At 59.7% G+C, this 26333-nt stretch carries 21 protein-coding genes; 11 read left to right on the forward strand and 10 right to left on the reverse strand.

The annotated features are described in order from the left end of the window. Positions 1–43: 43 nt before the first annotated feature. From BUC36_RS15135 to purM, 4 genes are all read right to left on the reverse strand, one after another. Entirely contained in the window at positions 44–1432 is a 1389-nt protein-coding gene (locus tag BUC36_RS15135; protein WP_073276700.1) for an OmpP1/FadL family transporter, read from the reverse strand. Between the two features lie 242 nt (positions 1433–1674). Next, entirely contained in the window at positions 1675–2379 is a 705-nt protein-coding gene (locus BUC36_RS15140; protein ID WP_234995021.1) for a DUF3108 domain-containing protein, read from the reverse strand. 263 nt (positions 2380–2642) lie between these two features. Then, on the reverse strand, positions 2643–3296 hold the full coding sequence (purN, locus tag BUC36_RS15145; protein ID WP_073276702.1) for a phosphoribosylglycinamide formyltransferase: 654 nt from the start codon (positions 3294–3296) through the stop codon (positions 2643–2645). Continuing rightward, positions 3296–4360: a phosphoribosylformylglycinamidine cyclo-ligase gene (purM, locus tag BUC36_RS15150; RefSeq protein ID WP_073276704.1), complete on the reverse strand. Its 1065-nt coding sequence runs from the start codon at positions 4358–4360 to the stop codon at positions 3296–3298. Before purM ends, purN begins: the two co-directional genes overlap by 1 nt. Positions 4361–4729: 369 nt before the next feature. Here purM and BUC36_RS15155 point away from each other — a divergent pair, with 369 nt between their 5' ends. The 4 genes from BUC36_RS15155 to BUC36_RS15170 all read left to right on the forward strand — a co-directional run bounded on the left by BUC36_RS15155 (position 4730) and on the right by BUC36_RS15170 (position 9644). Next, the gene (locus BUC36_RS15155) at positions 4730–5827 is read left to right on the forward strand and encodes a DUF2066 domain-containing protein (protein WP_073276706.1); all 1098 of its coding nucleotides are present in this window, start codon (positions 4730–4732) and stop codon (positions 5825–5827) included. 1 nt (position 5828) lies between these two features. Further along, positions 5829–6554, forward strand: a complete 726-nt coding sequence (gene hda, locus BUC36_RS15160; protein WP_073276708.1) for a DnaA regulatory inactivator Hda — start codon at positions 5829–5831, stop codon at positions 6552–6554. 382 nt (positions 6555–6936) lie between these two features. Beyond that, positions 6937–8145 carry a D-mannonate dehydratase ManD gene (gene manD, locus BUC36_RS15165; RefSeq protein ID WP_073276710.1) on the forward strand — a complete coding sequence of 403 codons (1209 nt, stop codon included), beginning with the start codon at positions 6937–6939 and terminating at the stop codon, positions 8143–8145. Between the two features lie 245 nt (positions 8146–8390). Then, positions 8391–9644 (forward strand): C69 family dipeptidase, encoded by a 1254-nt coding sequence (locus BUC36_RS15170; RefSeq protein ID WP_073276921.1) that lies wholly within the window; start codon positions 8391–8393, stop codon positions 9642–9644. Positions 9645–9648: 4 nt separating this feature from the next. On the opposite strand, the gene BUC36_RS15175 is transcribed toward BUC36_RS15170, so the two are convergent. From BUC36_RS15175 to BUC36_RS15185, 3 genes are read right to left on the reverse strand one after another with little or no spacing between them, the layout of a single operon-like run. Next, positions 9649–11004: an MBL fold metallo-hydrolase RNA specificity domain-containing protein gene (locus BUC36_RS15175; protein ID WP_073276712.1), complete on the reverse strand. Its 1356-nt coding sequence runs from the start codon at positions 11002–11004 to the stop codon at positions 9649–9651. A gap of 25 nt (positions 11005–11029) precedes the next feature. After that, on the reverse strand, positions 11030–11935 hold the full coding sequence (locus BUC36_RS15180) for a ribose-phosphate diphosphokinase (protein ID WP_073276713.1): 906 nt from the start codon (positions 11933–11935) through the stop codon (positions 11030–11032). After that, positions 11932–13443 (reverse strand): thymidine phosphorylase family protein, encoded by a 1512-nt coding sequence (locus BUC36_RS15185; protein ID WP_073276715.1) that lies wholly within the window; start codon positions 13441–13443, stop codon positions 11932–11934. The genes BUC36_RS15180 and BUC36_RS15185 overlap by 4 nt, the downstream gene beginning before the upstream one ends. Before the next feature lie 173 nt (positions 13444–13616). On the opposite strand from BUC36_RS15185, the gene BUC36_RS15190 reads away from it, so the two are divergent. Further along, complete coding sequence (locus BUC36_RS15190) at positions 13617–14561, forward strand: universal stress protein (RefSeq protein WP_073276717.1); 945 nt, start codon at positions 13617–13619, stop codon at positions 14559–14561. A 149-nt stretch (positions 14562–14710) separates the two neighbouring features. Continuing rightward, entirely contained in the window at positions 14711–16528 is a 1818-nt protein-coding gene (locus BUC36_RS15195) for a DUF885 domain-containing protein (protein ID WP_073276923.1), read from the forward strand. Between the two features lie 421 nt (positions 16529–16949). Here BUC36_RS15195 and BUC36_RS15200 read toward each other — a convergent pair whose 3' ends face one another. Both BUC36_RS15200 and sodB read right to left on the reverse strand, forming a co-directional pair. Further along, complete coding sequence (locus tag BUC36_RS15200; RefSeq protein WP_073276925.1) at positions 16950–18842, reverse strand: DUF885 domain-containing protein; 1893 nt, start codon at positions 18840–18842, stop codon at positions 16950–16952. Positions 18843–18939: 97 nt separating this feature from the next. Next, positions 18940–19521 (reverse strand): superoxide dismutase [Fe], encoded by a 582-nt coding sequence (gene sodB, locus BUC36_RS15205; protein WP_073276719.1) that lies wholly within the window; start codon positions 19519–19521, stop codon positions 18940–18942. 345 nt (positions 19522–19866) lie between these two features. Between sodB and BUC36_RS15210 the strand changes: the two genes are divergently transcribed. Both BUC36_RS15210 and BUC36_RS15215 read left to right on the forward strand, forming a co-directional pair. Then, complete coding sequence (locus BUC36_RS15210) at positions 19867–20601, forward strand: hypothetical protein (RefSeq protein WP_073276721.1); 735 nt, start codon at positions 19867–19869, stop codon at positions 20599–20601. A 154-nt stretch (positions 20602–20755) separates the two neighbouring features. Continuing rightward, on the forward strand, positions 20756–22264 hold the full coding sequence (locus BUC36_RS15215) for a fumarate hydratase (RefSeq protein ID WP_073276723.1): 1509 nt from the start codon (positions 20756–20758) through the stop codon (positions 22262–22264). Positions 22265–22726: 462 nt separating this feature from the next. Here the strand turns inward: BUC36_RS15215 and BUC36_RS15220 are convergent, their stop codons facing one another. Then, a complete protein-coding gene (locus BUC36_RS15220; protein WP_073276726.1) occupies positions 22727–24535 on the reverse strand; it encodes a DUF885 domain-containing protein in 1809 nt (602 codons plus the stop codon). A gap of 294 nt (positions 24536–24829) precedes the next feature. Here BUC36_RS15220 and BUC36_RS15225 point away from each other — a divergent pair, with 294 nt between their 5' ends. From BUC36_RS15225 to BUC36_RS15235, 3 genes are all read left to right on the forward strand, one after another. Next, entirely contained in the window at positions 24830–25186 is a 357-nt protein-coding gene (locus BUC36_RS15225; RefSeq protein ID WP_456085484.1) for a 4a-hydroxytetrahydrobiopterin dehydratase, read from the forward strand. 126 nt (positions 25187–25312) lie between these two features. Beyond that, positions 25313–25534 carry a DUF1272 domain-containing protein gene (locus BUC36_RS19400; RefSeq protein ID WP_407661784.1) on the forward strand — a complete coding sequence of 74 codons (222 nt, stop codon included), beginning with the start codon at positions 25313–25315 and terminating at the stop codon, positions 25532–25534. A gap of 17 nt (positions 25535–25551) precedes the next feature. After that, complete coding sequence (locus BUC36_RS15235; RefSeq protein WP_073276929.1) at positions 25552–26019, forward strand: OsmC family protein; 468 nt, start codon at positions 25552–25554, stop codon at positions 26017–26019. The last annotated feature ends 314 nt before the right edge of the window (positions 26020–26333 follow it).

Here is a 26333-nt window from a genome sequence, read left to right on the forward strand (position 1 = left end):
AATGGGCGGCCCTTTCCGTTAGCGATTGCAGAGAAAGAAGCAATCAGAAGGTGTAGTTCACAGAGACACCGGCCAGCCAGGCTTCGATATTGGTGGTGCCGCCATCGAAGTAAGTGGGGACCGGAATCCGGGTGAACTCCTGGATGGTCTCGTCGTCGCCCCACAGGTAGGCGAAGCCACCGTCGATGCTGAGGTGCTTGTCAAACTTGTAGGTGCCGCCGAAAGTAACCCACTGGCGGTCGGTGTCCGGGATGGACAGGCTGCGCCAGGTTACCGGCAGGGCGAAGCCCAGGGTCTGCTGCACTTCTTCTACGCCCATCTCATTCACGCCGTCGCGCGCCGCACCTTCGTCATAGGCATAGCCGATACGCCAGGTGACTTCCTCACAGGGGTAGTACTCGCCGGCGATGCTGTAGCGGAAGCCGCTCTCAAAGTTTTCCTCACGGAACAGCAGCGGGTCGAATCCCGGGCCGCCAGCGGGGACGAAAGCTTCAAGGCGCTCGAAGTCGTCCCAGTCGGTCCACATGATACCGGCGGCGATGCCCCACTCGTTGTCGAAACGGTGGTAGAAGCCGAGCTCCAGTGTGTCGGGCAGATCCAGCTTAACTTTGCCATTTGCATTGTTGAACGGCGCCAGTGTCGGATTCACTGCCGTAGGCAGGATGTCAGAATTGACATCACCAGACAGTTTGGGATCGATTTCCGCGTGGTAGGAAAGGCCAATGCGGGTGCGATCGGAAATACGCCACAGGGCACCGAGTACCCAGCTCACGTCCCAGTCATCTGCATCGTCGTAATGCAGGATTGAGAGATTGGACGGGATCGGCGGATCCAGCGGGTAGTTCGCCGGCACTTTGGTGGTCAGTTTGGCGTCGGCGTACACGATGTTCGCCGCGAGGCCGATGCTGAACTGGTCATTAAAATCGTAAGCGATCGACGGCTGGATATTGATCGTCAGCAGCTCCGTCTGGTCGTTGACGTTGGTCAGCAGCCAGCTCGGCTCGAAGTCAGTTTCCAGGCCGTAAGTGGTGTACATGGCCAGGCCCGCAGACCAGCAGGGGTCGATGGGTACGGCCAGGGCGAAATTCGGCACAAACGCATCGGAGGCGTAGTCATCGGCCTTGTCGAAAAAGGTCGCGCTGGTGGGCCCTAGCGGCGTATCGAAGAACAGCGTGATGTCGCCCGCGGCGTCGATTTCCGGATTGACGTAAGTCACACCGCCGGAAACGCTGATACGATCGAACAAAGCGGAGCCCGCTGGGTTGCGCGCCAGAATCATGGCGTTGTCGCCAATGGTGTTTTCCGCGGCAAAGGCCCGACCGAGGCCTGAGCTGCTGGACTCCTGCAGGTAGAAGCCGGCAGCCATGCTGCCGCTGGAAACGGTGCTAATTGCGGCAGCCAAAACTGCGCGGCGCAGTATATTCTTGCTCATGAGATCCCACTCTTAAATTGCTGATTTCTGAAAGCCACAAACAGAGTCGAAGAAAACTGATACATGGCTGGAAGGCTTATTCGTACGCCTTCACTTTTCGCAATTAATTCCCTGTTGAAAAAGTCTAGCAATGCCAAACAACGCCAACAGTGGAAGCGGGCGACTTTATAAAGACAAAAAGCCGAAAAATCTATCGGATGTCGCGATTTTTTTTCGACTTTTGCGGGGAAAGTGGAATTTTGTTAATTGGAGCTGATGCTCTTTCCGTCGATGGATAATTTGGTCAAGGATATTTGATAGGTTTTGCCATCTTCTTCCTGTTGCATCAATTTCACCAGCGCATAGTTCCATTCCGGTGCAAACCAGATGATAGTTTCGCGATCGGAATCCCCTTCCCGTATCCGTTCGACTTTGATGGTCTCAATAGGGCCCAGTGGTGTCGACAGTCTTTCCTTGCCGGTAATGGCGAATTTGTACTCGCGGATTTTCCTGCCGTCGGCGACCTGATAGGTGAGGTCTTCCTTATTGTTGGCAACGTCCAGCGCCAGTTGCAGCTGATAGCTGACTTTATCCTGGATATCTTTCGGGGCGTTTTCCAGTGTTCTCTTTTTATCGGAAACGTTGACTACCCGGTTCTGGGTTGGCTCGAAATTCAGCACTGTGTGCTTGTCCCGCCCCAGTCCGGTTTTGTGATATTCGTAATGGTGTGGAATTAGCTGGCCATCCTTGCTGCCGAAACGCGAATACTCGCTGATTTTGGCGAACAGGGAGTCGGCATTGAAATCCAGGCGCCAATTGTTGCTCCTGCCCGACAACTCGCGCTTCGCCGTCACGCCGATGCCGTTGAAGCTGGCAGAGTAGGTGGCACTGAACGGCTGCAGCTCTGCAGCCAGGAGTTGCCCGGAAAGGAACATCAGAAAAAAGGTGATAATAATACGCGCTGGCACTGCGACCTCCTGTTGTCCGGGCCGCGTCGCGCATTTACAAAGCGCCGTTTTGTGCGCGGTGCGGCGGCCCGCCATGCGGCGGGATCGGGGTTGATTGAAAACGGAATTGTAGCGCCGGGGCTGCGGGCATTAAGCCTGCTGCCCGTAGCCCCGATTGACCTGCAAACAGGCCTTAGGGTGCACTGTATGCTCCGGATCCTATACCCAACCTGAATCCGGTATTAGCCAATCAGACACGGCCTACCGGAAAAAGTGCGGTGCGCTTAGCCGGTGATCTGCTTGCCGCCGCGGGGCAGCAATTCGCCATCGAGCTCCGAGCGGTCTTCCAGCATGCGCAGGCGGCCCTGGGCAAACCAGGTTACTGCCAGCGGGTAGATAACATGCTCCTGCACCTGCACGCGCTTGGCAAGCTGCTCGGCAGTGTCGCCGGCTTCGATCGGCACTACCGCCTGGACGATGGCGGGGCCGCCGTCCAGCTCTTCGGTAACAAAATGCACGGTGACGCCATGTTCGCTGTCTCCCGCGTCCAGCGCGCGCTGGTGGGTGTGCAGTCCCTGGTATTTCGGTAGCAGCGAAGGGTGGATGTTCAGCAGGCGACCGCCGTAGTGGCGCACGAATTCCGGAGTCAGGATGCGCATAAAGCCGGCCAGTACCACCAGGTCCGGCTCGTGGCGGTCGATTTCCTCGATCAGCGCGCGGTCAAAGGTGTCGCGATCCGGATAGTCCTTGTGATTGACCACCGCGGCGGTAATGTCCGCCTCGGTAGCCCGTGTCAGGCCATAGGCCTCCGGTTTGTTGCTGACGACCGCACGGATGGAAAACTCCGCGTCTGCGCGGGTGGCTGCGTCGATCAGTGCCTGCAGGTTGGTGCCGCTGCCGGAAATCAGTACGACCACCTGGCATTTTTTCTGAGACATCAAAGACCTGCCAGCTCCACGGCTTCGCTACCCGCGGCTGCGCTTTCGATGCTGCCGATCACGAAAGCGTCTTCACCCAGCTTCTGCAGGGTTGCCAGCGCCGCTTCGGCAGCATTGGCCGGCACACAGATCACCATGCCCACCCCGCAGTTAAAGGTGCGGTACATTTCCCGCCCATCGATATTGCCGGTATCGCGCAGCCAGCGGAAGACCGGTGGCAGCTCCCAGCTGCTGACGTCGATGCGGGCGCAGGCGCCCTCCGGCAGGACGCGCGGCAGGTTTTCCAGCAGGCCACCTCCGGTGATATGACTGAGGGCGTTGACCTGAGTGCTCTTCATCAGTTCGAGCAGGTTCTTTACGTAAATGCGCGTCGGCGCCATCAGGGCTTTTGCCAGTGTGACACCGGCCCCAGAATCCTGTGGTAAGAGTTGCTGCAGGTCGGCGTCGCTGATCTCCACAACCTTGCGGATCAGTGAGTAGCCGTTGGAGTGGGGGCCGCTGGAGGCGAGGCCGATCAGTACGTCGCCGGTCTGCACCTTGCTGCCGTCGATGATTTCGGACTTTTCCACCACGCCGACGCAGAAGCCGGCCAGATCGTAGTCATCGCCCTCATACATGCCGGGCATTTCCGCGGTCTCACCGCCCACCAGCGCGCAGCCGGCCAGTTCGCAGCCCTGGCCAATGCCGGAAACCACTTCGGCGGCTATGTCCACGTTCAGCTTGCCGGTGGCGTAGTAATCGAGGAAGAACAGCGGTTCCGCACCGGCGACCACCAGGTCATTCACGCACATGGCGACCAGGTCGATGCCGATACTGTCGTGAATGCCGAGGTCCATCGCCAGGCGCAGTTTGGTACCCACGCCATCGGTGCCGGATACCAGCACCGGCTCCCTGTAGCCGCTGGGCAGCTCACAGAGGGCGCCGAATCCGCCCAGTCCGCCCATCACTTCCGGGCGGGCAGTGCGCTTGGCGACATGCTTGATACGCTCCACCAGGGCGTTGCCCGCGTCAATATCGACACCGGCGTCTTTATAGGAAAGGGACTGGGGCTTGGAATCGCTCATGATTCATCCTGCGCTGGAGATTTAGAGGGCGCGTATTCTAGTGGAAATTTGCCCGATTGTGCGAATAGGCCGGTATTTCTCGCAAATCCCCCTACTGCTCTGGATCCACCTCGCTGTGGGAGTTTGCGAGAAATGCGGGCCAGGTACTGGGAGAAATACCCGACACTGATACAATAGCCCCAAATTTGGCCGAGCCCCGCACCTTTGGCGCCTGGCGCCGCGGAATCGGCCGCTTCCACAGATTGGGGCGGGAGGGCGCGAAAAACCATCCTGGCACGCGTGGTGGACGGGTATCCGTTACCGGTCCCGCGCGCCTTGGGGCGTATTCGCACCTTCCAGTCCACTAGAGAGGTTTTGGGGAGAAATCCGATGCATAAGCTGCTGCGGCACGGGTTGGTGTTACCGGCACTGGCACTGTTGCTGGGCGTACTGGTTCTGCCGGCCCAGGCGCGTGTCATACCGGACCTGTACGAAGTCGTAGAGGCGGTCCCGAGCCGCGGTACCACCGACCGCGCCGCGGCCAGCAGTCGCGGCCTGGAGCGGGTTTTTGTGCGAGTCACCGGCGACGCGGCGATCGGCAGCAATCCCCAGTTGCGGCCGGTGCTGCAACAGGCCCAGCGGTATGTGCAGGGGTTCCGCTACTCCAGCGAAGATAACCAGCTGTATCTGCACCTTTCCTTTGATCCCCAGGCGGTGTCCGATCAGGTGCACAAGCTGCATCTGCCCATGTGGCCGAATAACCGCCCGGGCACGCTGGTGTGGATGGCTGTAGACACGTTGCAGGGTGGCCGCGCCGCGCTGCGCGAGGAAGACGCTCCGGAACTCTTCGCCGCCATGGACGCCATGGCCATAGAGCGCGGCTTGCCGGTGGATTTCCCGGTGATGGACCTGAATGACCAGCGCAATATGCCGCTGGGCAACCTGTGGGCCCAGGATGAACGTGCCGCCGAGCGCGCCGGGGTGCGCTATAACCCGGACGCGACGCTGATGGGGCGTGTGCTGCAGGCGTCGGGGCAACGCTGGCAGGCCAACTGGCTGCTGATTCACGGTGGTCGCAGTTACGCGTTCGACGCCAGCGGCAACTCCCTGGAAGAGGTCGCCCTGCGCGGTATTGACGAGGCGGCAAACCTGCTGGCGCAGCGCTACGCCGTGCGCCCGGAAAGTGACAGCGGCCCGCGGAGCGCGGTCATCGTCGAATTGTCGGGTGTCGACAGTTTTGCCGACTACACCGAGGCCTCCGCCTATTTGCAGGGACTGGCCCAGGTCAGCAGCGCCGACCTGCTGTCGGTGAAAGCCGACCGCATGCGCGTGGCGCTGACCACCTCGGCGCATATGCAGAACCTGCGCGATGCTCTGGCCCTGAATCGCAAGCTGCAGGCCGAGGCAGAGGGTGAGTCCATCGACCTGACCGGCTACCGCGCGCCATTGGGCAGCGCCGAAAATCCGTTGCGTTACCGCTGGCACTGAGATGACAACGCCGCAACAGTTGCCGCTGGGTGTATCCCTGCGGGATGACGCCACCTTCGACAACTTCTATCTGTCCGATTCAGATCCCAATCGGCAGGTTGTGGCGCTGCTGCAGTCTTTCGCCAGTGGCGAAAACCCCGAGCCGGTGATCTATCTCTGGGGGGAGGCTGGCAGTGGCGTCAGCCATCTGTTGCAGTCGGTGTGTCAGAGTGCCGAATCCAGTGGCCGCTCTTTCCAGTATCTGCCGCTGGCCGATTTGCTGGGAAAGGGGCAGGCGATGGATCCGGCGGTCATACTCGATGGCCTGGAACAGCTGGAGCTGGTGTGTATCGACGACCTGCACCTGCTCGAAGGCCATCCGCAGTGGCAGACAGCCCTGTTCCATCTCTATAACCGCGTCAAGGACGGCGGGCACCAGCTGTTACTGGGAGCGCGCAAGTCACCCCGCGGTCTCGACGTCGCGCTGGCGGACCTGCAGTCGCGCCTGCAGTGGGCGCTGGTTTTTCAGCTGCAACCGTTGGACGACAGCGACAAGGTCGCGGCCCTGCGCCGGCGCAGCCGCCTGCGCGGCTTCGATCTGCCGGAGGATGTGGCGCAATACATTCTGCACCGGGCCCCGCGCGACACTCGCGCACTGTTTCTGTGCCTGGAGCAACTGGATCGGGCGTCGCTGATGGCCAAGCGCAAGATCACCATTCCCTTCGTCAAGCAGGTGCTGAATATCTGATTTTGCGAATCCGGGGCTCGCTAATATCTGAGGGGGTCGCTAACCGGCTGGATTTGCACCTGCCACCGACTTGCGGCGATATACACCGCAACTGACTCCGCTCTTCTGCCAAGCGGCGCTCTCCGTTTACCTATCCATTGCGCGCCTGGCGCTTGTGCCGTTCACCGGCGTTATCCGCAGCGCCCCGAATCCTCCTCCGAAGCAACGCGTTACCTCGGGTCCTGCGCTATGTTGGGTAGGCGCGCTGTGCACACCTGTGCCTGCATCCTGGTGGACCTGGAGCCGGCGCTCACTGCCCGTCAGTGAAAACACGACACCGCGCAGGCAATGAGGCCGCGGTAATGCCCGCACACAATCACTTTCGCGTAGATCGACTGCAAAGATGAAAATAATCGGCGGCAGGGTGGTCGTCACCTGCCCGGGTAGAAATTTTGTCACCCTAAAAGTGGAAACCGACGAGGGTATTTACGGCATTGGCGACGCGACGCTGAACGGCCGGGAACAGGCGGTGGTGGCCTATCTGCAGGAGCATGTCATTCCCTGCCTGGTTGGCCGCGATCCCCAGCAGATCGAGGATGCCTGGCAGTACTTATATCGGGGCGCCTACTGGCGTCGCGGCCCGGTAACCATGTGTGCGATCGCCGCGGTGGATACCGCCCTGTGGGATATCAAGGCCAAGGCTGCAGGGCTGCCCCTCTACCAGCTGCTCGGCGGGCGGTCGCGCGACGGGGTGATGGTCTACGGGCACGCCAACGGCGGTGACATCGAGGAGACCGCCGATGAGGTGGCCAAATATATCGCCTTGGGCTATCGCGCCGTGCGCGCCCAGAGCGGTGTTCCGGGACTGGCGTCAACCTATGGCGTGGCCCGGGACAAAATGTTCTATGAGCCGGCCGATACCGGCCTGCCGACCGAAAATATCTGGTCCTCGGAAAAGTACCTTCGGCATATCCCGGCGCTGTTTGACAAGCTGCGTGACAGGTTCGGTTTTGAATGCCATCTGCTGCACGATGTGCACCACCGCCTGACTCCGATCGAGGCCGCACGCCTCGGCAAGGATCTCGAGACCTATCGGCTGTTCTGGCTCGAGGACGCCGTTACCTGCGAAAACCAGGAAAGTTTCCGGTTGATCCGCCGGCACACCACCACGCCGCTGGCAGTGGGGGAGGTGTTCAATTCGATCCATGATTGCCGGCAACTGATCAGTGAGCAGCTGATCGACTATATCCGCACTTCGGTGGTGCACGCGGGTGGCATAACCCATCTGCGCCGTATTGCCGCGCTGGCCGAGCTGTTCCACGTGCGCACCGGCTGCCACGGCGCCACCGACCTGTCCCCGGTATGCCTGGGGGCGGCGCTGCATTTCGATACCTGGGTGCCGAACTTTGGCATTCAGGAATATATGCGTCACACCGAAGCCACTGACGAGGTGTTTCCGCACAGCTATCACTTCGCCGATGGTTACCTGTATGTGGGAGAAGCGCCGGGTCACGGCGTGGACATCGATGAAACCCTGGCCGCCAGATATCCCTACCGGCGCGCCTTCCTGCCGGTGAACCGCTTGGAAGACGGCACCATGTTCAACTGGTAGCAAGCGATGCTTCGCATTGCCAGTAGCGGTGCGGTGATGATCGAGCCGTCACCGCCGGCCCCCTCGCGGCAGTGGCAGAAGAGGGGCGCCCGGCGCCGCTAGTCACGGGGCATCCCGGCACAGCACCATTGTCGATCGATCTTTGACCGATGGCGCGCGGATTCTGTAGAGTCTGAGGATACTAAATCGGCACCGAAGTCTGCCGAGACATGTACCCCAGTTTCCTCAAAGGCGGCAAGCCAGCAATGTGTGACACGCAAATAATAAAAAAATCCGGCGAAACCTGGTTTGCCAAAAACAGCGACCGCGAGCCCGGAGAGGCGCAGATCGTCTGCTTTATTCCGCCGGTGTCGGCGGACCGCAGCAAGGAGGTGCGCACCACCTATATCTCCATTCCCCAGGTGCCGGAGCGATTCGGCATGATACTGTCCAAGCCGGCCTGGATCTGGGGCGCCGAGATCGGCGTCAACGAGCGCGGTGTGGCGATTGGCAACGAGGCGGTTTTCACGCGACTGGTGGCCAGGAAAGGCAGTGCGTTGCTGGGTATGGACCTGTTGCGGCTGGGGCTCGAGCGCGGCGCCACGGCGCGCCAGGCACTGAATGTCATCACCGCTCTATTGGAAGCCCACGGACAGGGGGGCGCCGCTGGCTACCGCGATAAATCCTTTCGCTACGACAACAGTTTTATCATCGCCGACAGCAACGAGGGCTGGGTGCTGGAGACGGCGGGACGCCACTGGGTGGCCAAACGCGTCGATGGATGTGCGGCGATTTCCAATGCGCTGTCGATTGGCGCGGAGTTCGATCTCAGTTCCGAGAGCCTGTCGGGGCATATTGAAACGGCGGGCGACCTGGCCTTCAATTTCGCGCGCAGGTTCGATACCCGTTTTATGAAATTGATGGGGCGTGCGTCAGAGCGCCGTCGCGCGAGCCTGGATTCCCTCGCGGCCATCGAGGAGCCGTCCGTCGCAGCCTTGGCGGCGAGCCTGCGCCGTCATCACTGCGACGGCGAAGAGTTTTCCCGTTTCAGCAATCGCGACCTGTGCATGCACGCAGCGGGCATCACTCGGCCGAGCCAGACCTGCGGTTCCATGATTGTCCGGCTCGCCACGGGCGCAGTGCCGCGGGTGTGGGTGACGGGTACATCCGCGCCTTGCCTGTCTCTGTTCCAGCCGGTGGACTTCTCCACAGCAAGCGGGCTGGTTTTCCCTGTGGACGGCGAGGTTCGGCAGAGCCCGTGGTTCCGTTTCGAACGAGTACATCGGCGGGCATTGCACGACCGCGATTTTCGCACGCAACTGCGCGAGGACAGGGATCGCGTGGAAAGGCAGTTGATGGATGCGATGGAGGCGGGGCGCGGTGTCGCCGCGGTCAGTGAAATTGCGGAGTCCTGGCACCAGCGCTGGAGCGCGCGGGCTGCGCAGTGCGCGCCGGACTATCGCTGGTATTCCGCCTACGATCGCTACTGGAAAAAACTCAGCCGTCTCGACGCGCTGTAAGCGTTTATAAATGCAGTACCTGGCGGTACTCGGCGACCACCGGATGGAATTTGGTGTGCTCCTTGAGATAAAAACGCAGTGCATCCGCCGCGTCCGGTTCGCCGTGCACCAGCTGGATGGGCGTCTCCGCCTGCATCTTTGACTGCTGCAGCCAGTCGCATAATTCACCGTAGTCTGCGTGGGCCGACAGGCCTTCGATCATCTCGATTCTCGCCTTGCACGGTACCTGTTCGCCGTGAATCTTCACCGATAGTCCACCGCCACTCAGCAGCGCGCCGCGAGTACCGCCAGCCTGGTAGCCGGTAAACAGCAGGGTGGTGCGATGATTCGGCAGCAGTCGCTTCATATGGTGCAATATGCGCCCACCGGTAGCCATGCCGCTGCCGGCGATGATGATGTGCGGATAGCGAATATCCTCCAGCGCCTTGGAATCCGCCACGCTGTGGGTGTAGGTGATGCCGCGCTGCATGCGCTGACAGTCTTCCGGCGTCAGGCGGTGCTGATCGGCGTAGCGGCAGTAAATGTCGGATACGTCGATGGCCATGGGACTGTCGAGGAAAATGGGCAGTTCCGGAATTGCGCCGCGATCGATCAGCGTGACCAGCAGATGTTGCAGGGCCTGTGCTCGCCCCACGGCAAAACTCGGAATGAGTAGCACGCCGCCATTGCTAACCGTGTCGTTAATAATCTCTGCCAGCTGTGCGGGAATATCCACTTGCGGGTGCAGGCGATCGCCGTAGGTGGACTCGAGCAGTAATAAGTCGAGTTCCGGCAGCGGCTGTGGCGGCCGCATGATCAGGTCGTGGGGGCGACCGACGTCGCCGGAAAAGCCGACGCGGACACCGCTGTTTTCGAGAATTGCACTGCCTGCGCCGAGAATGTGTCCCGCGGACTGCAGGTGGATGCGGCTGTTGCCGACCGCAAATTGCTCGCCGAAATCGACCGGCTGGAAAAGCTCCAGGCAGCGCTCTGCGGTTTCGCCGTCGTAGAGTGGTTCCGGTCGCGCATGTTTACCCAATTTGTGCCGGGCATAGAACAGTGCGTCTTCTTCCTGGATGCGGCCGCTGTCCGGCAGCAGGATGCCACATAGATCGCGGGTGGCATGGTGGCAATAGACCGGGCCGCGATAGCCCTGCTGGTACAGCCGCGGGATATAGCCGGAGTGGTCGATATGCGCGTGAGTCAGTACGACGGCGTCGAGTTTTTCGATGGCAAACGCCTGGGGTTGCCAGTTGCGCTCGCGCAGCCACTTGTACCCCTGAAACAGCCCGCAGTCGACGAGAAAGCTGTACTGTCCGTCCTCCACCAGAAATTTCGAGCCGGTGACCGTCTGGGTTGCGCCGAGAAATATCAGTTTCATAGGCTCAGGTTCCATAGCGAGTGTTTTAGGTGTGCGCGCTAGCCAGCATTTCGTGGATCGGTTCCAGCAGCAGCGGGCTCAGGTCGATTGCCGGCGACTGTCCGGGGATGCTGTTGCTGACAATCAGGTTGCGCAGGCCGGCGTTGAGGAGCTGTTGCCTGGCGTCGCCGGCAAAGATTCCGTGCACGGACATACAGTCGATAGCAGAAAATCCGGCGCTCTTCAGTTCGCTAATCGTCTGCAGAATCGTGTGGCCACTGGATATCACGTCGTCGACGATTAGCGCACTGTGCAGTGCCGCCTGCTCATTGGTGATGTCCGGTAACTTCACTGTGACGTCGCGATCACCGCGGCGCTCCTTGCGTCCGACGATAAACGGCAGACCGCTTTTTGCCGCGATCCCTTCGACCCACTGGCGGCTCTCGGCGTCCGGTCCCACTAATAGGCAGGCCTCGCCGCGCCGGCTGAGCCACTCCGCCAGTGCCGGCGCGCCGGCCAGGACGCGGGTGGGGATGGAGTAAATTTCCGCGAGGCTGTGATAGCGGTGCAGGTGCGGGTCCACGGTAATCATCCAGTCCATTTCCTGCGAAATCCACCGCGCGAACAGTCGCGAAGTCAGTGCCTCACCGGTATGAAAGCGGCGATCCTGGCGCATGTAACAAAGGTAGGGCGCCACCAGCCCCACCGAGCGGGCGCCCAGTTCGCGCAGTGTGGCGGCGAGGAATTGCAGCGGCAGGAACTGGGAGTCGGCGCGGCTCAGGTCGGCGAGCACTATACAGTTGCGCCCGATCACTTCGCTGCCAACTCGCAGGTAACTTTCACCATCGGGAAAGTGGCGGTACTCGAGGTCCCCGGCCTCTGCCGGCAGTCCGTCGCAGAGCGGCTGGAACAGGGGCAGGGTAAGGTCGAGAGAAAAAAGTAACGGCATCATTGTTCAATATCGATCTCAAACAGGTCGCGGTTCTGCCGGAAGTAATCCCGAGCGTAGGCCAGCTCGCCGGCGCTGTCCGCATACAGGGTGGCGAGTGGCTGGCCTGGAACAATCGAGTCGCCAACTTTGACGCGCAGGCGCAGCCCCGCAGCGGTGGACGAGGGCGCACCGGCGAGCTTGGCCAGCTGCGCCAGCCGGCGGTTGTCCATTTTCAGCAGGCGTCCCGCGTGCTTGGCGCGTAATTCGGAATGATAGTGGGCGTCAACAATTTCCTTGAGGCCGCCCTGAGCCCCACAGATGCGCCTGAACTGCTGCCACGCCTGGCCCGAATAGAGGATTTCCCGCGCCTGTTCCAGTGCGGCGGACTCGGAATCGCCGGAGTACATCGACAGCATCTGCCCGGCGAGATACAGCGCGCGCTCGGTGAGATCGCGCGGGGCATCGGCACTGTTCCGCAGTACGGCGAGCACGTCGCGCGCCTCCTCGGTCGGGCCTATGCCATTGCCGATGGTCTGGGTGCCGTCCGTTATCACGCAGCGAATCTGCAGTTGCAGTGCGGCGGCGACACCGTAGAACAGCTCCGCCAGTTTCTCCGCCTGGTCCAGGTCGCGCAGTTTGGCCGTGGGCCCGACCGGCATGTCGATCAATATGTGGTTGGAGCCGGCGGCGACCTTTTTTGACAGTACCGAGGCCACCAGCTGCCCCTCGCTGTCCAGGTCCAATGCGCGCTCGACGCGTATCAACAGGTCATCGGTGGGACTGAGCCCAACCTTGCCGCCGGCGGCAAGGCAGGCGCCGGTTTCGGTAACGACCCTTTTCAGCTGTTCGAGCGTCAGGTCCACCTCGGTCAGGACGTCCATGGTGTCCGCAGTGCCGGCGGGCGAGGTGATGGCGCGGGACGATGTCTTGGGAATCATCAGGCCGGCGGTGCTCGCAATGGCGATGACGATCGGCGTGGTGCGATTGCCCGGCAGGCCGCCGACACAATGCTTGTCGAAAACGCGGTCCTGGCCGGGCCAGTGCAGCTGGTTGCCGGTATTGACCATGGCGCGAGTGAGGGCCGTAATCTCCGCCAGTGACAGGCGACCGCCAGCGCAGGCAGTCAGAAAGCTGGCGATCTCGATATCGGAATAAAACCGGCGGCCGATATCGTGAATGATGCTGTTGATTTCCAGCGCATTCAGCTCGTGACCGTAAATTTTCTTGCGCAGGGAGGACAGGGACCCCACCAGTGGCGCATGTCGCACGCGCACCGGCTGGCCTCTTTTCAGTCCAAGGTAGTGCCAGGCGCTGTCGGAAAAACCGATGTGGTTCGGCGGTAGCACCGATGGGTTGACGATATTGAGCGTGGCAATCAGGTTTTTATCACCGGTGAGGATCTGCAGGCGGGTATTGGCGGTAAAGCCCTCAGCGCGGCAGATATCGCATTCGCTGCGCATAAAGACGATCGGTTCCTCATGGGTGTCTATACCCAGGTAGAAAGCGTGCATCTGGCCCGATTTTGCCATCGATTGATTCCGCTGTGATCGCCTGTTGCGCTGCGCAGAAGCACACATCGCAATATGGAATTTCCGGTTTGAGTCGAGCGGCTGCCACAATAATAAATTGTGGCAGCTATGCCGGGTCCGAAAGGACTTTGACTATTGTTAATTTCTAGAGCTTTAGAACAAAGGCTGGTGATATGCAAAATTTTCATAACATTCTGTATGTGAGCCACGCGACAGGGGACGAGGACAGTGGCTTGCTTCAGGCACTGGCGATTGCGCGCAACAATCACGCCGCGGTAAAGGTATTGGTGGTATGTCCGGCGATACCCGAGGATTTCGAGGACTACAGTCAGCTCTGCATGGATGCGCTGGCACAGCGAGTTCAGCAGAGCCTGAATACCGTGCGCGAGCGGCTGAATCTGGCGGAGGATCAGCTCGCCCTTGAAGTGGAAACCGACTGCGGCAGCAGGCCGGCGGAGCGAGTGATTCACCGGGTGCTCGATGACGGTTACGATCTGGTGATAAAAAACGTGGAGGGTCGCAACCGCCGCAAGGGCTTCAAGGCAATGGATATGGAACTGTTGCGCAAGTGTCCGTGCCCGGTGTGGTTGTGTCGTCCTATCACCGATTCGCATAAGAAAATTGACGTGGCGGTGGCGGTCGATCCGGAGTGCGATGAGGCCAGTGCCTATGACCTCGCCATCCGGTTGCTGCGCTGGTCGCGTACACTGGCGGATACCTGCAGCGGCGAGCTGCATATCATTTCCTGCTGGGATTACGATGTAGACGAATACCTGCGCCACAATTTCCCGCTCAGTGCCTCCGATGAGGAACTCGACAAGGCGACAGAGGCGGCGCGCTCCAAGCACAGATCCAAGCTCGACGTGCTAATCCATGCCTCCGGCATCGGTGGCAAGCTGGATATCAATCACGCCATTGCCCGCCCGGACCGCTATATCCCGCTGCTGATTGAGGAAAAGAAATTCGACATACTGGTCATGGGCACCGTGGGGCGCACCGGTATTCCCGGCTTTATCATGGGGAATACCGCTGAGAATATCCTACAGAAAATCAGCTGTTCGCTGCTGGCCCTGAAACCCGGAGACTTTGTCTCGCCGGTGAGAGAGGGCAGTGACTAGTTCCAGCATCGCAACCGACTGAACTTTCCTCGGCCGTTTTACGGCATTTGCCGGCAGAAACGGTCGGTCTGTCTGGCGATTGTGATTTTTGATATACCCCAGTGAAAAAAATAGGGACAATGAAGCGTTTTTCACTGGGAGCAAAGCAAATGATAAAAAGAATCGCCAAGTGGACTGGCGGAATACTGCTGGCCGGTATGCTGGCAGTCTCGGCTTTCGCCATCAACGCCATCTATTTCAAGCCCTGGTCCATCAATATTTTCTTTGAGCGGGCATTTATCAAGTTGGGCACTACCAGCCCGGAGATCCTATCGCAGCTGCGGCTGTTCGAGCAGTTCGGCATAGACGGGCACAATGCCCACCTGGATGACGTTTCCGAAGCCGAAGGCGAGCGCCAGTTGCAGATGATCAAGGATGAGCTGGCCGTGTTGCGTCGGTACGATCGTACTGGGCTCGAAGGGCAGCAGGCGGTTTCCTTCGATGTCCTCGAATATTTTCTCAACAATATGGTCGAGGGTGAGCGGTGGCAGTACCACAACTATCCCCTTAACCAGATGTCCGGTGAGCAGAATGAATTGCCGGAGTTCCTCGCCGAAATACACCAGATAACCAATGTCAAAGAGGCCGACTACTACCTGTCGCGACTCAGTGAGGTGGATCGCAAATTTGGCCAGGTGCTCGACGGGCTGAAGATCCGCGAGGAGCGCAATATCATCCCGCCGCGCTTTGTCATCGACAGTGTGCTCGGGGAAATGCGCGGTTTTATCGGCGTCCCGGTAACCGAAAACATTCTGTACACGTCCCTGGTGGAGCGCCTCGATAAAATTGAGGAGCTGCCGGCGGATGATCGCGAGCGGATTCTGACAAATGGTGCATCCCTGATTCAGACCGATGTGTATCCGGCCTACCGCGATCTGATCGCCTACTACGAGACACTGCAGCCGAAGGCGCAGGGGAACAACGGTGTCTGGAGCCTGCCGGATGGCGATGATTTTTATGCCTACCAGGTGCGCAGCAATACCACATCGAATATGACTCCCGAGCAGCTGCATAACACCGGCCTGGCCGAAGTGGCGCGTATCGAAGGGGAGATGAACCTGATCTTCGCCAGCCTGGGTCAGGACAGCGGTACCATCGGCGAGCGCTTCGCACTCCTGAATGAACAGCCGCAATTTCTGTATGAAAATTCCGCTGCTGGCCGCGAGCAGATCATCACCGATTACCAGCAGATCATTGATGAAATCGATACCGGCCTGACGGCTTATTTCGACGTCAAGCCCGCCATGGGTGTTGAGGTAAGGCGGGTTCCCGAGTTCAAGGAGCAGGGATCCGCAGGTGCCTATTACAACCCGCCGGCGATGGATGGTTCCCGCCCCGGAATCTTTTACGCCAACCTGCGCGAAGTGAGTGAGACGAAAAAGTTTGGCATGCGCACCCTCGCGTATCACGAGGCGGTGCCGGGCCATCATTTCCAGTTGGCCATTGCCCAGGAGCTGCAGGGTGTGCCGACATTCCGCAAGCTGGGTCTGTTCACCGCCTATGCCGAGGGCTGGGCACTCTACGCGGAGCGGGTGGCAAAAGAGGCCGGCTTCCAGGAAGACCCCTATGACGACCTCGGCCGGCTGCAGGCAGAGATGTTCCGCGCGGTGCGGCTGGTGGTGGACACCGGCATGCATTACAAGCGCTGGAGCCGCGAAGAGGCCATCGCTTATATGGTGGAGAAGACCGGTATGGCCGAGAGCGAAGTCACCACCGAAATAGAACGCTACCTGGTCTGGCCGGGTCAGGCACTGGCCTATAAGGCCGGCATGATGAAAATTCTCGAGCTGCGCGAGAAGGCCCGTACGGAGCTTGGCAGTGAATTCGATATTCGCCAGTTCCACAATGTCGTGCTGACCAATGGGGCCATGCCACTGGCGGTGCTGGAGAATCAGGTCAATCACTGGATCGACGACCAGCGGGGCTGAGTGGAGTTTCGCCACACCAGTGATGCGACGGTCGTCGGTGCGCAGTGTGCACCGACATGCTGAACATCGCAGTGGCCATCGGATCCTGGTGTGTGGCGCAACTGCGTCAGCGAACTGTTGAAAATCGCGAAAAAAAAGGCCGCCCATTGGCGGCCCCAGTTTTCTGACAAAGTTACGCAGTCAAAATTTAAGGCAAAGTGCTAGGACGAGTGTTTCGAACCGTCGGCGACAGGGCCGAAGGCGCCGTGAATGCCTGGAGCGGCCGGACCGTCGCCGCCGGAGCTTACAGGGATGTATTCACAGCGTTTCGAAATACTCGTCCTAGTACTTGGCCGCCACCGCACCGGCTCAAAACGAAATGCAGGGGTTTATCAATAGTCTGAGGCCGCCCATGGGCGGCCCTTTCTATTGGCGGCAGTTGTTACTGCTGTGCTTTGACCTCGGCAATCCACTCGTCCACCAGATCTTCCAGCACATCCAGCGGCACGGCGCCGTTGGCGAGAATGGTGTCGTGGAATGCGCGGATATCGAAATCATCACCCAGTTCGTTTTTGGCCTTCTCGCGCAGCTCGACAATCTTCAGCATGCCGATCTTGTAAGCGGTGGCCTGTCCCGGCATGACGATGTATCGCTCGATGGCCTTGGTCACGTCGCCTTCCGGGTTGGGGGTGTTCACCTTCAGGTAATCGATGGCTTCCTCGCGGGTCCATTTCTTGCTGTGCATGCCGGTATCCACTACCAGGCGGCCGGCGCGCCACAGTTCCATCGCCAGGCGGCCGAAATCCGAGTAGGGATCCTGGTAGAAGCCGATCTCCTTCGGCACCAGCTCGGAGTAGAGGCCCCAGCCTTCGGTGTACGCGGTATAGCCGCCGAACTTGCGGAACTTCGGGATGTCCTGCAGTTCCTGCGCGATGGACAGCTGCATATGGTGGCCGGGGATGCCCTCGTGGTAGGCCAGGGCCTCCATCTGATAGGTGGGCATATCATTGGTGTTGTACAGATTGGCGTAGTAGATACCGGGGCGCGAGCCATCGGGGGCGGGGCGCTGATAGAACGCCTTGCCGGCGGACTTTTCGCGGAAGGGCTCCACCGCCTTCACGGTCAGTTCGGCTTTGGGCTTGGTGATGAACAGTTCATCCAGGCGGCCCTTCATCGTGTCGATAATCGCGGTGGCCTTGTCCAGGTATTCTTTCTTACCTTCATCGGTGTTCGGGTAGTAGAACTGCTTATCGGTGCGCATGAATTCGAAGAATTCCTGCAGGCTGCCTTCAAAGCCCACCTTCTCCATGATCTCGCGCATTTCTTCGTGAATGCGCGCGACTTCCTTCAACCCGGTCTGGTGAATCTGATCGGCAGTCAGGTCGGTGGTGGTGTAGACGTTGAGGCGGAAGTTGTAGAAGTCGTCGCCATTGGCGAGCTTCCAGGCGCCGTCGTCGGTGGTGGCGCGTTTTTCGAGTTTCTGCAGATACTTAATCAGGTTGCTGTAGGCGGGCTGGACATTGCTCAGCAGTGCCGATTTTGCCTTGCCGACCAGCTGCTGCTTCTTCTCGTCGGGGATTTCCAGCTTGTCTACCTTGCCCTTGAAGTCGGCGAACAGGGTGCTGTCTTCACCGCCGTCGAACGGGGCACCGGTAATCAGGTTCTGCGCGTCGCTGATCACATAGGGGAATACAAATTTCGGCACTATGGTGCCCACTTCGGCCCGCTCTTCCAGGTTCTGCTGCAGCTGCGCGAAGTGTTTCGGCAGGGCGTTGAGTCGGGCGATATACGCTTCGGCATCGCTGACGTCATCGATGCGGTGCTGATTGATCAGCAGCGAGGCGACGCCGGTGTGCACGGCATACATCTGGTTAACCGGGTAGGAGTGCAGGCGCCACTTGTAGCCCTCGATTTCCTCGTTGAGATTGCGCTTGGCCAGTTTCAGACTCAGGCGGGTGGCATCGTCCAGTTTGCTCGGATCAAGCTTGTTCAGTTTGGCCAGCTGGCGCTGGTTGATCTGGTAGCTCTCTTCCTCGAACTCCGGCGATAGGTCATTCCATTTGCCGTAGTCGTCTTTCATGCCGAGGAAGGTCTTGAATTCCGGGCTGCGGTTCAGGTGTTCCTGGAAGAAATCTTCGAACATCTGGTTGGCCTGGGCGATCGCCGCGGCGTCCGCTTCGGTTGCCTTGGCAGCAGGTGCGGTTGCAGATTCTGCGCTCTCGACTGTGACTTCGGCAGCGCTCTGTTCCGGAGCCTTGGATTCCTGGCCGCGGTCACAGCCTGTCATAACCAGCGCGCTGATAGCGGCGGCGAGCAGGGTTGGTGTCAACTTCATGGTTGCATTCCCGGTATTCGAGGTGTTGTTGTCGTTTTTATCGTAGTTCTGAATGGAAAAAGCGGGCACTGGGCCCGCTTTCTCACTGTGGTCGCAATCAGGCGAAGTTCTGATTCACGAAGTCCCAGTTAACCAGAGCCCAGAAGGCTTCCAGGTACTTCGGACGCAGGTTGCGGTAGTCGATATAGTAGGCGTGCTCCCACACGTCGCAGGTCAGCAGCGGAGTCTGGTCCGCTTCGGTCAACGGCGTGCCGGCGTTGGAGGTGTTGACGATGGCAACGGAGCCGTCGGCTTTTTTCACCAGCCAGGTCCAGCCGGAACCGAAGTTGTTCACTGCGCTGGTGCTGAACTCTTCCTTGAACTTGTCAAAGGAGCCGAAGGCCTTGTTGATGGCTTCGGCCACGGCGCCGGTCGGCTCACCGCCGCCATTCGGGCTCAGGCAGTTCCAGTAGAAGGTGTGGTTCCAGACCTGGGCGGCGTTATTGAAGACGCCGCCGGAGGAGGACTTGATCACCTCTTCCAGGGATTTGTCGGCGTCCGGGGTGCCTTCCAGCAGGCCGTTCAGTTTGTCCACATAGGTTTTGTGGTGTTTGCCGTAGTGATACTCCAGGGTTTCCTCGGAGATGTGCGGTTCCAGGGCATTCTTCGCGTAGGGGAGGTCGGGCAATTCGAAAGCCATGGTGTCTTCCTTCCTTTGTCTCAGGTTATTGGTGGGGGCATTCTACACGCGCGGCATTTCAGAATTAAGCCGGCATCTGTGCTGAATAAGGCGTAAATTCACATTAACAAGGGTCTGAATGGAATATTGTTGATTTCTCGGCCTTTTTGCTGCAAAAACGGTCCGGTGCGGGCGGGGGATCACAACTGGCGCCTATTGGCTCCCGGCTGCTAGGCTTCAACTGTAACTGCTTACTTTTTCGTCAGTTTTTGGTATAACTGCCGCTCAATTCGACCAATCACCGGTCCCGCGCCCACGAAACTCACAATAGCGCGGGTCCATTAAAAATATCGGGTATTTTGAAACATGCAACGCAGAGAGCCCACATTGGACGGCAGCGCCGCCCTCGAACCGCAACTGGACAACCGGCCAATTGGTCGCAGCGCCCCCCGTACGCCGGAGCCGGCGCCGGTAGTGGAGGAGCGCCGCGGCGGTTTCTCGGTACTGGGTCTGTTCGCGCTGATCCTGGCCCTGGCCGGCCTCGGTGCGGCGGCCTTCCTGTATCAGCAGTGGCAGATCAGCCGGGTTCAGCTGGTCGATGCCGAGGGCCGTATCGCCGAACTGGAGAAGCGCTTCGAGATGTCCGATGAGGAATCCTCGGCGTCGGTGGATGTGCTGAATGCCAAGGTCAAGGACAATGCCGCCGAGATCCGCAAGCTCTGGGGTGTGGCCTACGATACCAACCGCAAGGGCATCGCCGCGAACAAGAGCATTGCGGAAGCCAACAAGAAGCAGGTTGCGGCCCTGACCGGCAAGGTCAACGGCCTGAGTGCCAGCGTCAGCAAGATTGCCGCCGTGGAGTCCGCGCTGGCAGAGCTGCGCAAGTCCAACACCGCCAGTCAGCGCGAGACCGCTGACAAGCTGGCGCGACTGGAGCGTCAGCTGGCATCCGTGCGCAGCGACCTGACCGCGCGCGTGGGCGCCAACGAAGAGGCCGTGGAGTCCATCGATGCCTACCGCCGTTCGGTGAACAAGGACCTGGTGCAGCTGCGCGATGCCATTCGCTCGCTGCAGGGTGGTTCCACCGCCTCGTCCATGTAGCGCTGACCTGTCATCGTGACTGAAAGGGCGAACCCAGTGTTCGCCCTTTTTTGTATCCATTTGATAGAACGCAAAGCCCGCCAATAACCCCACATTTCGTGTAAAATCGCCCGCCTCGAGACGATAACCGCCAGAGACCTAGACTGGAGCGCCAATGACCACTATCCGCCAGGACGACCTGATCGACAGCGTTGCCGACGCGCTGCAATTCATCTCCTACTACCACCCGCAGGACTTCATTCAGGCCCTGAACAAGGCCTATGAGAAGGAGGCCAACCCGGCGGCCAAGGACGCCATGGCCCAGATCCTGATCAACTCCCGCATGTGTGCCCAGGGCCACCGCCCCATCTGCCAGGACACCGGCATCGTGACCGTGAAGCTGAAAGTGGGCATGAACGTGCAGTGGGATGCGGACATGAGCGTGACCGATATGGTCAACGAGGGTGTGCGCCGCGCCTACATGAACCCGGACAACGTGCTGCGCGCCTCCATCCTCGCGGACCCGGACGGCGCCCGCAAGAACACCGGTGACAACACCCCGGCGGTGATTCACTACGAAATCGTCCCCGGCGACACCGTCGAAGTCTATGTCGCGGCCAAGGGCGGCGGCAGTGAGGCGAAGAGCAAGTTTGCAATGCTGAACCCGTCTGACTCTGTGGTCGACTGGGTGCTGAAGATGGTGCCGCAGATGGGTGCCGGCTGGTGTCCGCCGGGCATGCTGGGTATCGGTGTCGGCGGTACCGCCGAGAAGGCGATGCTGCTGGCGAAGGAATCCCTGCTGGACCCGATCGATATCCAGGAGCTGCAAGAGCGCGGTGCCAGCAATCGCGCCGAAGAGCTGCGCCTGGAACTGTATGACAAGGTCAACAAGCTGGGTATCGGTGCCCAGGGCCTCGGCGGCCTGACCACCGTGCTGGACGTGAAGGTCAAGGATTACCCGACTCACGCCGCCAACAAGGCGGTGGCGATCATCCCCAACTGCGCCGCCACCCGCCACACCCACTTCACCCTGGACGGTTCCGGCCCCGCGCGCCAGACACCGCCGAAGCTGGAAGACTGGCCGGAAATCACCCGCGAGGCCGGCGGCAACACCCGCCGCGTGAACCTCGATGAGGTTACCCGCGAGGACGTGCTCAGCTGGCAGCCGGGCGAAACCCTGCTGCTGAACGGCAAGATGCTGACTGGCCGCGATGCTGCGCACAAGAAGATGGTCGACATCCTCGCCAAGGGCGAGAAGCTGCCGGTGGACCTGAGTGGTCGCTTTATCTACTACGTGGGCCCGGTCGACCCGGTGCGCGAGGAAGTAGTGGGCCCGGCCGGTCCGACCACTGCCACGCGCATGGACAAGTTCACCCGCACCATGCTGGAAGAGACCGGCCTGCTGGGCATGATCGGCAAGGCCGAGCGCGGCCCGACCGCGATCGACGCGATCCGCGACAACAAGGCGGTCTACCTGATGGCTGTCGGCGGTGCCGCCTACCTGGTGGCCCAGGCGATCAAGGACGCCAAGGTAGTGGCCTTCCCGGAACTGGGAATGGAAGCGATCTACGAGTTCGAGGTGCAGGACATGCCGGTGACCGTGGCCGTGGACAGCCAGGGCGAGTCGGTGCACAACACCGGGCCGCTGATCTGGAAAGCGAAGATCGAGGAGGGTGCGGTTTAACCGCTTCCCTCTTGTGGCAAAAGGCCGGGTTCCGCGAGGGGCCCGGCTTTTTTTTTTGCGTGCTCCGTAGTTGGTTCTGTGGCGGATCTGCTGCCGGTGGCCTCTTGCGGGACACGCCACGAGTACATCCATGTAGGCTCGTCGGCGGCCGTCCCTGGCCGCCGACGGTCCCGCAAGAGGCCCCCGACATCAGAGCCTTTGCATCGACTTTGTAGTTCTACCTATTCTTTGTTGAAGCGATAGTTGGTTGCGCGATGTGCCCGACGCGAAGGTCCTGCTACCGGAGGCTTTTTGAGGGACTGTCGGCCGGAGGGACCCGGCCGACAAGCCTCCAGGGATGGATTTAGGGGGGGCGCCTAGCCCGTGTCCCGCAAAAAGCCTCCGGTAGCAGGGCCGCCACAAAATCCGCTACGAGGCGTGCGGGCCATCCCAAAGTACAGTGGCGGTGCGTCGGAAACTAATTCAGTTCTGCTGCAACTCCGCCAGCATCAACTCCCGAATCACCGGTACCGGTGCATTGCCGTAGCTGAGGAATTTTTCGTGGAATTCCTTCAGGTTAAATTTCTCACCGAGCTTCTGCTTCATTTCCTCGCGCAGGGCGAGGATGTCCTGGTAGCCGGCGAAGTAGCTGGTCAGCTGCACCTGGCTCAGGGTGGCGCGGCGCCACTTGCCCATGGCTTCGGCTTTTTGCTGGAATCCCTGGCGTACCATCAAATCCATGGCTCGTTCTTCGTCGATACCTTTCACCTGGATCTCGTAATCGAGAATAGTGTTGATGACGGTGCGCAGATTCCACTTGTAGTACATCAGCCACAGCTCCGGTGAGAAATTGCCGTAGCCGGCTTCCAGCATCATGCGCTCGGTGTAGACGGCCCAGCCCTCGATCATGGCGCCGTTGCCGAGAATGCTCTTGATCAGGCTCGGAGACTGGTTGGCGTAAACGAGCTGCGTGTAGTGGCCGGGAATGGCTTCGTGAATATTCAGTATCTGCATCAGATAGCTGTTGTATTCGCGCAGGAAACTCTCGGCGCGCTCATCGGAAAAATCCTCAATGGGCATGACGTTGTAGTAGGTGTTGGCACCTTTGTCGTACGGCCCTGGGGCATTGATGGATGCGACGGAAAATCCGCGCATATAGGGCGGGGTAGTGCGCACTACCAGTGGCTTGTCCTCGTCCAGTGTCAGCAGATCGTGTTCGGTCACAAACGCCGCCAATTCCGGGATCTGCTTTTCCACTTCCGCCTTGAAGGTTTCCTTGGTCGCGTGGTGCTCGGACAGTTTTTCCAACACTGCGGAAATCTTTGCCAGCTTGTCCGCCGGGGGCTGTGATTCGGGGAAATACTCGGGCCACAATTTGTCCGCCAGCTCGCTCATCTTCCCGTGCAGCGTGTCCTTCTCCTGTAGCGCGCGCTCGTAGAGCTCGCTGGCGGTCATGCCGATCTGGATATCGTATTTGAATTTCTCCTCGTACAGCTTTTCGCCGATGCGGAAATTCCGGTATTTCTGCGTTTTCTCCAGATCGCTGTGTTTGGTCTGCAGGAAGGTGACGTACTCTTCGATAGCCTGGCGTGCCTGCTCCAGGCGCTGCTTGAACTGTTGCTTTTCTTCGTCGCTGAGGCCACTTTCGGCGAGTTTTTGTTCGAGCTCCTCGCCGAATACACTGAGCGCCCCTTCGTTTTGCTGAATGGCCAGTACCAGTTGCGGCGATGCCGGCGTGCGCAGCGATTGCTCTGCGGCTTCATAGTAGGCCGGTACATGGGCCATGCGCTTGCTGAAAGTGCGCAGCCGCTCGTCCAGCGGCGCGTAGTCGGTGTTCAGGATCAGCGCGAAAGCGTGGGAGACGTTGTAATCAGCGGGATTCCACTCGTGAGACTTGAACTTCTTGAGCTGCCACTGGATGCGCGACAGGAAATTCTGGATCAGGGCCAGATCGCTGCTGGCATTGGGGTCGAGCTGGCTGCTGTCCAGGTTGCCAAATTTGCGGCTGTAAGTGGCGGCGAAATCGAGCATGCGCTTGCGATAGGCATCGTCGGGTATCTGCAGTTGCTCCGCCACCTTGTAGTAGCCCTCGCGGACCGCCCAGGACGGGAACAGTTGCCAGAGTTCGGTGACAAACTCTTCACTCAGCTGCTGGAATGCCTGCTGGGTTTCTGCGCTGGTTTCGACGGGCGCGGGTGCTCGCGCCTGTTCCCGGCGGGCGCTGTCGGCAGCCTGCTGGTCGCAGGCGCTGAGGCTCAGCAGCAGGGCGAGGGCGGGGATAGTCGATCTCATGGCGATCCTCAATTTCGGCTTCTTACTCGTTGCTGGAAAAAATTGCAGATACTGCAACTTAACATATTCGTGTGCGCGCGGGTGAAGGCGTCGGCTTCCCCGGGTGAACTTTCGTGATGATTATTCGCACAATAATTCTTTGCGCTATTTTTAGCACTCCGTCCCATTAAGTGGGGTGAAAACCACATAAAATGTGTTTTTGGTCGGTGCGCTTGTTTCCTCGAGAGGCGGCGGTTAGAGTGGGCTCCAACTCAAAAGAGTCCATAATAACCAAAGATTTTTGAGGACTAATCCATGACCGCTGATATGACAGATCTGGCCCAACAACAATGTGAAGCCTGTCGCGCCGATGCACCGCTGGTAAGTGATGAAGAACTGCCAGAGCTGCTGCGACAAATACCCGACTGGACACCCGTGGCCCGCGACGGAATCATGCAGCTGGAGCGCGTGTTCAAGTTCCGCAATTTCAAGCAGGCGCTGGCGTTTACCAATCGCGTTGGCGCTATCGCTGAGGAGGTGGGTCACCACCCGGCACTGCTGACTGAGTGGGGCAAGGTGACTGTGACCTGGTGGAGCCACGAAGCCAAGGGGCTGCACAAGAACGACTTCATCATGGCGGCGCGCACCGACCAGCAAATCGAGGCGGAATAACCAGCAATTTTTCTCTGGCAACCCGCCTTCTCCAGTTTGGCGGCCGCCGGTCATTGAGATCGGCGGTCGTACTTAGGGCGCATTTGAGCGCCGAGATAGGAATTGCACGGGGCTGCCATGTTAAGAATGAAGTCCAGCTGCGAGCGTTGTGGCGTCTCGCTGGGGCTCACCGATCAGGCCTTTATCTGTTCATTTGAATGCACATATTGCCGGCAGTGTGCGGAGCATTTACAGCGCAATTGCCCCAACTGCCAGGGGCAGTTGGTGCTGCGACCCACCCGAACCCGCTCCCCCACCGAGGGGCAGCCGCAGCGCTTCAAGGCAAAGCTTGAAAAGCTGTTGCGTTGACAGTCCATGAGGTCATTGTGTCCGAGTATTTTTCCACCGTACTCTGGCGGCGCGAAGACGCTACCTTCACCGACAACCAATACAGCCGCGGCCACACCTGGCAGTTTGACGGCGGTCTCGAAGTACCGGCGTCATCGTCACCGCATATAGTGCCGCTGCCCTATTCGGTGGCGGAAAACGTGGATCCCGAAGAGGCCTTTGTCGCCTCACTGTCCAGCTGCCATATGCTGTTTTTCCTCGCCATTGCCGCCAAGCGCGGATTCGTCGTGGACGAGTATCGCGACGAGGCGCTGGGGGTGATGGAAAAGTCCGATGGCGGCAAGATGGCCATGACCCGGGTGACCTTGCGACCGCGGATTACCTTCTCCGGTGAAAAGCAGCCCAGCCGCGAGCAGCTGGAAACGATGCACCACCAGTCCCACGAACAGTGCTTTATCGCCAATTCGGTCAAGACCGAGGTGGTGACGGAGATACTGCAGGGGTGAGCCCCGCGTTCGCCCGGCGGTGCCGACGTTGGCTTTGTAGTCGAGGCCGCCGGCATCAGGACCTGGGCTCAAATTGAATCGCCGTAATCAAGCCGAAGGTTGTTTTATTTTTCACTCAAATCAAGGCGGGTGAATCGACAAAATCTATGTGAAGGCCCTGATGTCGGGGTCGGTTTGCCAGACCTTACGCGGCCATGGATGGCCGCGTAGAGCGTACAAGGACGTATTCACAGCGTATCTGGCAAACCGACCCCGGCAGCAGAGCCGCCACTGCGCCTAAATCGAGGCTCTGCAGCAGTGCATGCAAAAGGGCG

The organism is Microbulbifer donghaiensis (genome assembly GCF_900129095.1).
Taxonomy (GTDB): Bacteria; Pseudomonadota; Gammaproteobacteria; order Pseudomonadales; family Cellvibrionaceae; genus Microbulbifer; species Microbulbifer donghaiensis.